Source organism: Gimesia aquarii, assembly GCF_007748175.1.
GTDB lineage: Bacteria > Planctomycetota > Planctomycetia > Planctomycetales > Planctomycetaceae > Gimesia > Gimesia aquarii_A.
Window position 1 is genome coordinate 5,412,846 of sequence record NZ_CP037422.1, and the last position, 11,449, is coordinate 5,424,294.

Sequence of the window (11,449 nt, forward strand, 5' to 3'; positions counted from 1 at the left end):
ATTCAACACTCGTTATTCTCTTTTATCAATCGCATCTCTTCTCGTAATTGTGGCAGATCATCGAGACAGCGTTTCATTTCAATGGAGATTTCATGAATCAAGAGTTCGACCCCTTCAAGGTTTTCTACATTGCCAGCGTGTTCGATCTCTGCTGACAAGTTTTGCAGAGATGTCGCACATAGAATCCCAGCTGCACCCTTGAGTGAATGAGCCGCCAGCGCCATGGCACTAGCATTCTGTTCTTTGGTTTTTTGGCGTATTTCTTGAATACGCTCCTGGCCCGTCGATTCCAATTCATCTAATAGAGAGCCTGCCAGTTCCAAGCTTCCAAAGCAGCGTTCTAATAGTGACTCAGTGTTGATTGGTGCTGAAAGTGTTGAATCAAAATCATTTTTACTCTTAGCCTCAGTTGTATTATTTTCATTCAAGCCTATATGGTTGTCACACAAAAATTGTTCGAGAATACGAATGACCTGATCTTTCTGAACAGGCTTGCTGAGGTATTCGTCCATACCTGCTTTAAGGCACTGTTCGCGATCGCCTTTGATTGCATTGGCAGTGAGTGCGACGATGGGAAGATGTCCTTTAAGTATTCCTTTTAATTCTAGCTCTCTGATATGTTGTGTAGCCTGCAAACCATCCAATTCCGGCATCTGACAATCCATCAATACCAGATCGTATTTTTTCTTTCGGATGTATTCGATCACTTCATACCCGTTGTTTGCGATGTCACAAGTAAAACCAATTTGATTCATCAACTCTCTAATATATAGTTGATTAATATTGTTATCTTCTGCTAATAGAACTTGGGTGGTCGACGCTCTCCTGATAACTGTGTTGGATTGATTATTCTCATTATTAATCACTGTCTCTTTGGCCGTATCACTTGTTAATAATTCGCAAATTGTGTCGTATAACTTGTACCTCTGAACTGGCTTGCTGAGGGTGGCATTAACATGGTTTTCTTGCAGTTCAATAGGATTTAATTCAATACATGTTGAGTCAGTTAGAATCACTATTTTTAGCTGATGATCTTTCAAGGCGTGTGCTAGGTCCAAGCCGTTTCGTTCTGGCATGATGAAATCAGTCAAGACGAGATCGAAAGGCGACTGATTTTCTTTCGCTAATTTTATTGCGGTCAAAGATTCATCAACAGAAGCAACGATAATCGAGTCGATTCCCCATTCAGCTAGATGTTTTTTCTGAATGGTTTGATTGTTTTCATTGTCTCCAACAATTAGACATCGTTTTCCTGCGAGCGAGTTAATGATGGGTAGGTTTGCCGATGATTCTGCGACAACCTTAAAAGGAAGTTCAAACCAGAACATCGAGCCAACTCCCACTTCACTTTCGATTCCAATAGTACCTCCCATTAGTTGGACAAGGCTCTGAGAAATGACCAGGCCTAATCCGGTACCACCGTAGTGTCGTGTCGTAGAAGCATCGACTTGCGAGAACGACTTAAATAGCCGGTTGAGTTTGTCATCAGAAATGCCGATCCCTGTGTCAGATACCAAAAAGCGAATCACAATCTGATCATTCTCTCTTGAAGCTGTTTGTGCACGAACAGCGACCTCACCTTGATCAGTGAACTTAATCGCGTTACCGATCAGATTCACTAGAATCTGTCTCAGGCGGTGACTGTCGCCTTGTAGTATTAATCGTGATGCGGGATCGACATAACACGGCAACTCCAGATGTTTTTCCGATGTCCTCCAGACCATTGTACTGGCAGTATCCATCATGAGCTTCTCTAAATCAAAGTCGTGAAAGTCGAGCTCCATCTTGCCTGCTTCAATTTTTGAGAAGTCAAGAATGTCATTGATCAGTTTGAGTAGCAACTCACCACTATTCCGACAGGCATCGACGAATTCCCTTTGCTTTGGACTAAGCGATGTTTCCGCTAGTAATTCTGACATTCCTATGACACCATTCAGAGGAGTGCGGAGTTCATGGCTCATGTTAGCAAGAAACTCACTTTTAGCCTGACTTGATCGTTCAGATTTACGCTCGTTGGCTTTGCTTTTTTTATGGGCGAGATGTAGTTCCTGCGTTCTTGCTATCTCGGTTTTTTTTTGTCTTAAACAGATAAATGCTGTTACCCAAATGGCAAGTATAATCAATACTCGATTCATGAAGGCCATTCGAATAGTCGGTTCAGCAGCTACCAGTACAAATCCGATCAGTGTGAGAATCGTAGAAGCAATCGCTGCTCCCAAAGTGAGCTCCCACCGAGGCGACCATAGTGTGCTAGTGAGCAAAACCACGTAGAGTACACCGTAAGACATTCCTTGAGGTAATATCAGATCGACGATAAAAATCGAGCATAACAAAACAAGACCACACGAGATGTATCCTATTGGCAAGGTCTGTCCGGTAGAGACAGAGGGTGTAAAGCGATCTCGTCTAAACCAACTTGTCTGTTTTATGCCGTTTTCCATGGTCTCTGTCCAAAACTTATACGAACACATTTCCCTACTTCAATAGCATAGGTTGCATCTAGGCAACGCGCGTGGAGGCAAAGCACTGGAATTAAGTTCGTTTTTTAATTGGAATCATAAATGAGCGAGCATGAATCATTACAAAATGCACAATCGAATTCCCAGGAACTCGATGATTTATCGTAAGTTCTATTTGGTGCTGTGTAATGGTGGTTGGATAATAACTCGCTTCCAAAATCGCTTGATCCAACAAGTTAGCTAATCAAATTTGAGACTAGTCAGAGGAACCATTTCAATGAAAAATGTCCGAGTAACTGATCTTACTCAGACATCGACTAATGCTGCACCTGTTTAACTAAACAATGACTGTGTCTTCAGTCAGTTCTTTTCGCTTTCTTTTCGACGCATAGTGAGCCACCAAATCGATGAGTCGATTTGGATTTACCGGTTTGGTCGTGTAATCATCACAGCCAGCATCAAGACATGTCTGCCTATCGTGACTACTAGTGTGAGCGGTAATGGCAATAATTGCCCCAGTGTAACCTGATTCACGCAATTTTTTGGTGGCTTCATTACCATTTAAGACTGGCATCTGTATATCCATCAGGATCACATCGAAAGGAAATCCATGATTACTTGCTTCGAGGGCAATATCGAGTGCAATTTGCCCATTGTCTGCAAAGAAAACTTCAGCGCCTGCTTGTTTCAAATAGAATGAAACCAATCTTTGGTTATCGGGCATATCCTCTGCCAATAGTACACGACATTCAAGGTTAGACATCTTGTCCAGATAGCTCATAATCTGTTTTAGCCTTTCTTCTGATTCAGAATAGCATTGCTGTGTATAGAACTCTACAGCGTAATGCATCAATCTGTTCAGATAATTTTTGGGAACTGAGATACAGATACTATAAGGTATCATTTAGTCGTGTGCGTGGAGGTATTAATCTGGTTTTTAGGAAACGTAAGGACATACCCTGTCCAAATTGTGTTGGGGGATTCCCTTCATCTCTTGTTTAAGTCTTTGAGTATTACACTTTTCAGCTAGGAATTGATTGATGTGGATAAGGTTGTCTAAATTCTAAGTATAATCGGATTATCTTCAATTATGTTGAATTTAAAATAGTTTGAATGCATGCAAACTCGTGACATTGTGTTTTATTATTACAACACTACCAAAAGAGCTTTCTGCTTACTTAATCCAAAGGGTTATATTGACACTTAATTGTTCATAACAATGAAAACTAATAGAACAATCAAGGCGTTCTATCAGTTTTGAATTTAATCTTTGAAGATTTGGTCAAACAACTCGTTTTGCTTTTCCTGCATCGCATAGCGGGCAATCTTACTGACAAGTGACTGTTGGTTTATTGGTTTGGAAATATAATCATCGCAGCCTGCATCAAGGCATTTCTTACGAGAGTGGGTATCAGTATGAGCAGTATGTGCGATGATTCGACCAGTGTAGTCTGCTTGACGTAATTTTTTTGTCGCCTTATAGCCATCTAAGACCGGCATCTCTATATCCATAAGGATAACATGGAAAGGAATATTGTTCTCACGCGCTTTTAGTGCAAGCTCGACTGCGATTTCTCCATTGTCAGCAGTAATTACCGCAGCTGATTCTTTTTCCAGGTAATGTGAGATGATTCGTTGATTATCAATCGAATCTTCTGCAATCAATACTCGACAATTGAGTAAAGAATTTTGATCATTCGATCTGTCTTTGTGGTTCATAAAAAATTGACCTTTCATCTGACTCAAGATTGAAGCATTTCGTATTGAGCACAGAGAAAAGATTCAATTTGTTCAGACATGAGTAGGGGACTGAGATATTAAGACTATAGACTGCATGTTTGTCAGATTGGTAGCGGTATTAGTCTCTAAATCATCTAAGATCTAGAAATCTCTACTTTATAAATTTAAAAAAATAGTAATCATTCAGCGAATCATCAAATACACTGTCAGTCATGTGAGAATATACTAGCGATATGTTTGGATAACCTGAGCGTTTTTGCTCATTTTTTATTAGACTACAGTGGGCTTCAGAATCTGATTAATATTGATGAAATCGAAATGGTTTTCTATTAGTCCGAAGGCAGTTTTACAACCGTGAACCAGTAAGCATTGATTGTCTCAACAACTTTTTGAAACTGCTCCATATCAACTGGTTTGGTGACGTAGCTATTTGCATGCTCAAGGTAACTGCCCTCAATATCTGTTTCTTGCTTTGACGTCGTCATGATGATAACTGGAATCGCTTTCAGATTAGGATCATTCTTAATATCTCGCAATGTTTCACGACCATCTTTGCGTGGCATATTGAGATCCAATAAGACGATGTCGGGACGTGGTACATCGGAAAAGTCCCCTTCCTGACGCAGGAATTGCATCGCTTCGATGCCGTCACGTGTGATGTGGAGATTGTTCAAAACGCGATTTCGCTCAAGTGACCTTTGAGTCAATTTGATATCGGTAAGGTCATCTTCAACAATTAAGATTTCTACAGGTCGTGTCAATGGATTATTTGTGAAAGGTGTCAAGGCTTTTCGCTCCGATCTCTTGATGAGGTTCTTGGTCAGTAGTTGCATTTTCTGGTATTGTAAAATAGAACGTACTTCCTTGTCCAAGTTGAGAATCCACCCACAATCTGCCTCCAAATCTATCTACGACTTTCTTGCAGGTTGCGAGACCAATCCCTGTGCCAGTGTATTCTTCTTTGAGGTGTAGTCGTTGAAAAACATGGAATATTCGTTCATGATATTCAGGGGCAATTCCGATGCCGTTGTCTTTGATGTAGAACTGCCAATGATGACCATCGCGCTCTGCTCCAATTTCAATGACTGTTTGCTCTTCACTACCATACTTAATACTGTTTCCAATCAGGTTTTGAAATAATTGAGTCAGAAGTCTCTTATCTGCCAAGACCACTGGTAGCGAATGACAAATAATTTGAATATTATTCGTTTCGATGGTTTCACTCAAGTTATAACACGCAGCCTCAAAAGCCTGATGTGCTTCAGTTGGCTCAGAATCAAGTTTAAGCGCTCCAACTCGGGCATATTCTAAAAGATCACTCACCAGCAACCGCATACGTGCCGCTCCATCGATGGCGAAATTGATCCATTGGCGACCATCATCATCAAGTTTGTCGGCATAATCTTCTGCCAGCATCTGGCAGCAAGAAGCGACTTTACGAAGCGGTTCCTGTAGGTCATGCGAGGCGACATAAGCAAACTGCTCTAATTCAGTATTGACTCTGGCAAGAGCCTGTACCGAATTCAATAGTTCCTCAGACTGTCGTGCTATCGCTTCTTGTGCTTTTCTACGTTCTGAAATATCTATCACCGAGCAAATTGCAGCAGGACCATCCTGTGGAGTTTGGACATAATTGATAAATATTTCGACGGGAAATTCGTGACCCTCTTTATGCAAGCCAAGTAAGTCTCGCCCAGTATCAAGTTGTCGAGAATGACCGTCAGTAAAGAAGCTCTCGACTTGTTGTGGATGCAGTTCTCGGTAACGCTGTGGGAGGAGCATTTCAATATATTTGCCCAGTAACTCTTCTTTTAAATAACCAAAATACTTCGTTGTGGCAGAGTTGGCTAAGGTGATCACTCGGCTTTGATTAATCATCAGCATTGCCAGTGGAGATTCCTCGATCACGAGTTCGAATTGTTTTTTTGCTAGTCGTCGCTCAGAGATATCTACAATCGAATAAATCGCGGCAGGTCCATTTTGAGGTGTCTGAATGTAGTTCATAAAGATTTCGATAGAAAACTCGTGTCCATCTTTGTGGAGACCGAGCAAGTCACGTCCTACACTCAGTTGGCGCGATTGACCATCGCTAAAAAAGTTTGCGATATACTGTGGGTGTAATTTTTGGTAACGTTTGGGGAAAAGTTTCTCAATCTGATCACCCAGCAACTCCTTTTTTGAATAACCAAATAAAACTGATGCTGTTGAATTAGCTAAGATGATTTCTCGGTTCTGAGTGATCATCAACATCGCCAGTGGGGACTCTTCTATTACGAGTTCGAATTGTTTTTTGGCGAGATCAGATTCTTGCTGCATCTTTGCAGTCTGACTGTAGAGACTAAAGATCCCAACCAGCAAGCCACTCAGCACAAAAGCGTAACTGAGTAACTTCATTATATGTGCCATATCAAACATTGCGTCAAAGAGTACAAACGAACGCGATATGACCGCTACTTGACAGATGATACCGACAAGTAGAGACATGAGCAGCCAGAATTCGAACGCATCGTCTTGCCAGTCGCCCTTCCGATAATAGCCAATAAAAGCAGCCAGAAAAAACATACCGGCGACGAATTCCTGTGGCCGTCCAAAAAAAAACTCGGGATAATAGGCGCGTGGTAGTGAGACAAACGCGAAGAAGCAAAAACTCAATAAAGTTAAGATGGCGGTGATGACTAGTACATTGCGAGAGCTGAATAGTCCTGCTTCTCCAAGTTTCTCTTCCCGTTTCCATGTCCACCAACTTAAAAACATTAGTATCGACAGAAAGATGCGTGAAGCGTTCCAACTCCAGGGACTTAATGAGGGTGGTGTTGACGGAAAAATTTCTTGAAAAAAGGTGCTGGTAACAACGCAATGATAACCATCAAGCAGCGCAGTACTAAGAAAGCCAATACTGACAAACAGGTACATGTTGTTCTTTTGAGAGTAGTACCGAACTAGAGCAACAATTCCGATCATCAGCGCAAGCAACGTGGCAATCACTTCCATGATTGTATGCAGTTGGGTGGAGCCACGATAGGTCGACTGTTGAAACAATACAGCAGCAGCAAACATGATGCAGCCTGAAATCGTGTAAACCCAGATTCTTGAGTGCGCACGTTGGTCCAATGTCATATTAAACCTTTTATTCCTAATCGTGCCTTGGTGAAATCTGAATCACTTGACTGCCGGAGCCAGCAAGTCTGCCAATTCATATTTGTGCTCTTAAATTGACAACTATCTTTATACTCGTCAATTCTCTTAAGTGATAGAGTGATCGATAGATTGTAATGAATCAGATTGAGGATAAGGTATACCCCTCACTGTGTATATCTAAATAGAAATAAATCGCATCAGTTTTTCAGATCACATAGAAATCAAGTCAAATACCTCATTATTACTCAAGCGATTTCTATTTCAGAGAAATTGAGGTGAACGCTTCACATACTATGACTACATCTAATACGCACTAGTTAATAGAGTTATTAAAGTACACATGGAAGTCTGATTTTATACATGAAGAAATGAGTTGGATTATTCCGTCGAGCTTTCGAATTGTAATCTATGTTTCCCAAGGTCTCACACTATTACAACATTACGAGCAACATCAGGGAGAAGTTATGAAAACTCAAAGCCGATCAATGACCAATGACTTTTTAGAATGCGATTCTCGTTCCACCATTCTCTGTGTTGATGATGATCCAGACATCACTCATGCAATTAAAACTATCTTATCTAATTACGATGTCGATGTGATTTGCGATTGTTGCGGGAGACTCGGTACGTGGGATGTATATCAAAAGAGTCCAGACCTGATCATCACCGATTTACGGATGCCAGATGGGGATGGCCAACTTCTTTTGGAAGAGGTGAAGTGTAATACACATACAGCGAGTATTCCAGTAATTGTACTAACGGGACAACGTGATTCGCATTTACCTGGGCAACTAAAAAATCTTGGTGCTTCCAGTTTTCTCCATAAACCGGTTCATTATCAGACACTGCTAGAAGAAATTAAACGTTTCATTTCGCTGCCAGAATTAAACTGGGCCTCAGCGAACAAAAACGGAGTAAACTACTAAAACGATAGTCAGTCGTTAAACGATGAGAGGTTAAAATGCATCAGCGTCATATGCGAGTTTTATTGATTGAAGACGACCCAGTCGACCATCAACTGATCAAGCTTAATTTATCGAAATCGCGATCATCGTTTGAATTGGTCTGGACTCAATTCATCGATGATGGTTTAGCTCAACTGGCGGAAACAAAATTTGATGTTGTCTTAACCGATCTTTCATTACCTGACAGTTTCGGTCTGGGAACGATAAAACGCATACGTGATCACAATCAGGATGTGCCGATAGTCGTGCTGACGACACTTGACGACGAAGAGATACGATTTGTCGCACTCACAGCTGGAGCTCAGGACTACTTTGTCAAGGACGAAGCTTCGCCTCAAATGCTCGAGCGGGCTATCCATCATGCAATCCAACGCCAAGAGAGTGTTGTTGAGATCCAGCATTTATTAGCAGAGGTAGAATCCAGCCACGCTTTGCTTACAAAACAAAAAGAACTACTCAAGAAGAAAAATCGACGTCTCAGAAAGCTGAATGAAACGGCTCATCGCTTCGTTGATAATGTTTCGCATGAATTTCGTACACCACTGACAGTCATTAAAGATTATGTTTCATTAGTTCGCGAAGGCGTAGTAGGCCAAGTGAATGAAGAACAATGCCGCATGCTTGATGTTGCAGGTGTTCGTACCGACGAACTAAACAACATGGTCGATGATATGTTAGATGTCAGTAAGTTGGGAGCTGGTCTTTTAGGGGCCTGGCGACGTCCATGTCAGTTGTCGGAGATTGTGGAATCCGTCTGTCCCCCCTTGGCAAAAAAAGCGGCAGTCAAAAAGATTACATTTGAAACTAACATTGATCAAAATTTGCCGTCGATTTACTGTGATTCCGAAAAGGTCGGACGAGTCATTATTAATCTCGTTACAAATGCGATCAAATTCTGCGGAAAACCAGGAATTGTGCGACTGTGGGCAGAAGAAAATCATGACCAAAGCGAACTTAATATTGGAATTACTGACAATGGGCCAGGTATCGATGATGAGGGAGTGTCTCAAATATTTAAACGCTTTAAACAACTCAAAACACAAATCACAAACAGTACAAAGGGGTTTGGTCTGGGATTGAATATTGCCAAAGAATTAGTTGACTTGAATTTCGGTGAAATGTCAGTTGAAAGTGAGTTAGGGCAAGGAACTACGTTTTCGTTTACGATTCCATTAGATAATCCCTCAGGCATAATGAAAAGGTATCTTGAGAAAGCTCAAAGAAGAAATAACGGTCCGTCTGTCGTAGCCTTCGTTCGAGCTCAGATTGAGGACAATATATCTGACATAGATACTCAAGATATGGATTCTTTTTTTAATTATTTACTACGAGCAAATGATCTATTGTTTCGAGTGGGAACTCATGAATGGGTTTATGCCTTGTCGATTAGCTCGTTAGAAATGCCAAATTTCGTGACCAGGGTCGAAACGGAATGGGGGAAAACAAATCGCAACCGGCCGTTTGGCCCACTGCCCTTTTATAAATTGAATATTGAAGGGACATGGGATGTAACAACAGACTCAGCAAAGATCTATCGTCAATTCAACAGAATTATGCAAAAAGAGACGGTCTATGCCTAAAACTGGAACCATATTAGCGACCAATGGTGGAGGCTCTGAATTGTTGAAAGAAATATTGTTGGATCAAAGAGTTTCTACTGTTCTGAGAAGATATAGTAATAAATAATTGTGGAGGAAAAATGAGCGGATCGAAAAGAATTTTATTAGTTGATGATGATACTGACATTCTACACGCTACGACGATGCGATTGTCAGTTGCAGGATTCGAAACATCAACGGCCCACGATGGTATGGAAGCAGCAGCGGCTGTTATAGCAGAGCAACCGGATGCGATTGTTATGGACGTCAGAATGCCATATAAGGATGGTCTAACTATCTTGGATGAACTGAAAAAAGAATCAAATACACGGCAGATTCCGATTGTGATGCTTTCAGCCAGCCTGATCGACAAAGAGAGAGCATTAGATGCAGGCGCAAGTTATTTTCTTACCAAACCGTATGAAGGTCATAAATTAGTCGAGGCGGTAAATGCAGCGATTGATGATTCAGCAACTCTATCCGAAGCTATGTGCGTGCATGTTGCTACGGAAAACATTGAAAGTGAAGTACAAGTATGACTTATAAAACAGTAATGATAGCGGATGACGATCATGATCTAACGCAAGCACTTGCTTTACGATTAAGGCCACTCGGATTTTCTGTAATGCGGTCTCCTGATGCATCGCATGCGCTAATTGGTGCAATGAAAATTTTACCAGATATGATTGTCTTGGATGTAGATATGCCGAATGGAAATGGCCTGGCTGTCTGTGAAATGTTGAGTAGTGATGTGCGTTTTCACAACATTCCCATCATTATTCATACTGGATACTCAGATCAGGCAACCATTGATCGTTGCACACAACTTGGAGCTTTTTATATACACAAATGCCCTGGTTCTCCAGCAACAATCACAGAAGTTGCTCGGAGATTCTTACAAACAGATTCTGAACAAGAGGTTGAGATGCTAGACGCGTGTAATAAATCATCAACTAATGGAGAGTTTGGGTTCTTGTTCTGAGAAAATAGGTTACCAAAAATTAAATTCGTAGAAAAATGCAAACATCATAACGACAGTGCAATAGAGTGGGTACAATGTGGAGTCAAAGAGATGAATTTAGCTTTCATTGAGGGAAGAATAGTGGGCAATCATACAATTCTAATTGCCGATGACGATGAAGATCTGACAGAACTGCTGGCCAAGCGCTGCCAAAGTTTAGGGCTCCAGGTGGATACTGCGAGTGATGCTACAACTGCGCTGCGAAAGATCAATAAAATTCGGCACGATCTCGTGATCCTCGATGTCGATATGCCAGATGCGGGGGGAGGATTGATCGTGCGGCAAATGATGAATGCCGATGTGCAATTGGCATCAATTCCCACCATTATTTTGACTGGTCGATCTGATGAGAGGACAATTCGACGTTGCCATGACTCCTGCTCATATTACGTCGCCAAATGCCCAGATGTCTGGCCACGTATCGAACCACTTTTGAGTGAAATCTTGAGTTGTAATGTGTAAAATACAGCACAACCTGATAACAAGCAGGAACACAAAGCTCATAGTCAATAGACTATTCTAGCGATT

10 protein-coding genes are annotated in these 11,449 nt (G+C 41.3%); 5 read left to right on the forward strand and 5 right to left on the reverse strand.

Translation table 11 applies throughout. The features are described 5' to 3' along the window. Positions 1-2 precede the first annotated feature (2 nt). The 5 genes from V202x_RS20525 to V202x_RS20545 form a co-directional block, all read right to left on the reverse strand. The gene (locus tag V202x_RS20525; protein ID WP_197993001.1) at positions 3-2,441 is read right to left on the reverse strand and encodes a response regulator; all 2,439 of its coding nucleotides are present in this window, start codon (positions 2,439-2,441) and stop codon (positions 3-5) included. A 355-nt stretch (positions 2,442-2,796) separates the two neighbouring features. Next, positions 2,797-3,222: a response regulator gene (locus V202x_RS20530; RefSeq protein WP_197993002.1), complete on the reverse strand. Its 426-nt coding sequence runs from the start codon at positions 3,220-3,222 to the stop codon at positions 2,797-2,799. Between the two features lie 500 nt (positions 3,223-3,722). After that, complete coding sequence (locus tag V202x_RS20535; RefSeq protein ID WP_145178731.1) at positions 3,723-4,196, reverse strand: response regulator; 474 nt, start codon at positions 4,194-4,196, stop codon at positions 3,723-3,725. A gap of 332 nt (positions 4,197-4,528) precedes the next feature. Next, positions 4,529-4,984: a response regulator gene (locus tag V202x_RS20540; RefSeq protein ID WP_232098602.1), complete on the reverse strand. Its 456-nt coding sequence runs from the start codon at positions 4,982-4,984 to the stop codon at positions 4,529-4,531. Further along, entirely contained in the window at positions 4,965-7,316 is a 2,352-nt protein-coding gene (locus V202x_RS20545) for a PAS domain S-box protein (RefSeq protein ID WP_145178732.1), read from the reverse strand. Before V202x_RS20545 ends, V202x_RS20540 begins: the two co-directional genes overlap by 20 nt. A gap of 485 nt (positions 7,317-7,801) precedes the next feature. Here V202x_RS20545 and V202x_RS20550 point away from each other — a divergent pair, with 485 nt between their 5' ends. The 5 genes from V202x_RS20550 (at position 7,802) to V202x_RS20570 (ending at position 11,383) form a co-directional block, all read left to right on the forward strand. Further along, positions 7,802-8,263, forward strand: a complete 462-nt coding sequence (locus tag V202x_RS20550; protein ID WP_197993003.1) for a two-component system response regulator — start codon at positions 7,802-7,804, stop codon at positions 8,261-8,263. Between the two features lie 35 nt (positions 8,264-8,298). After that, positions 8,299-9,882 carry an ATP-binding protein gene (locus V202x_RS20555; RefSeq protein ID WP_145178734.1) on the forward strand — a complete coding sequence of 528 codons (1,584 nt, stop codon included), beginning with the start codon at positions 8,299-8,301 and terminating at the stop codon, positions 9,880-9,882. Positions 9,883-10,001: 119 nt separating this feature from the next. Beyond that, entirely contained in the window at positions 10,002-10,439 is a 438-nt protein-coding gene (locus V202x_RS20560) for a response regulator transcription factor (RefSeq protein ID WP_145178735.1), read from the forward strand. Next, positions 10,436-10,882, forward strand: coding sequence for a PleD family two-component system response regulator (locus tag V202x_RS20565; protein ID WP_145178736.1), 447 nt, complete (start codon positions 10,436-10,438; stop codon positions 10,880-10,882). Before V202x_RS20560 ends, V202x_RS20565 begins: the two co-directional genes overlap by 4 nt. Positions 10,883-10,972: 90 nt before the next feature. Beyond that, positions 10,973-11,383, forward strand: a complete 411-nt coding sequence (locus V202x_RS20570; RefSeq protein ID WP_145178737.1) for a response regulator — start codon at positions 10,973-10,975, stop codon at positions 11,381-11,383. The last annotated feature ends 66 nt before the right edge of the window (positions 11,384-11,449 follow it).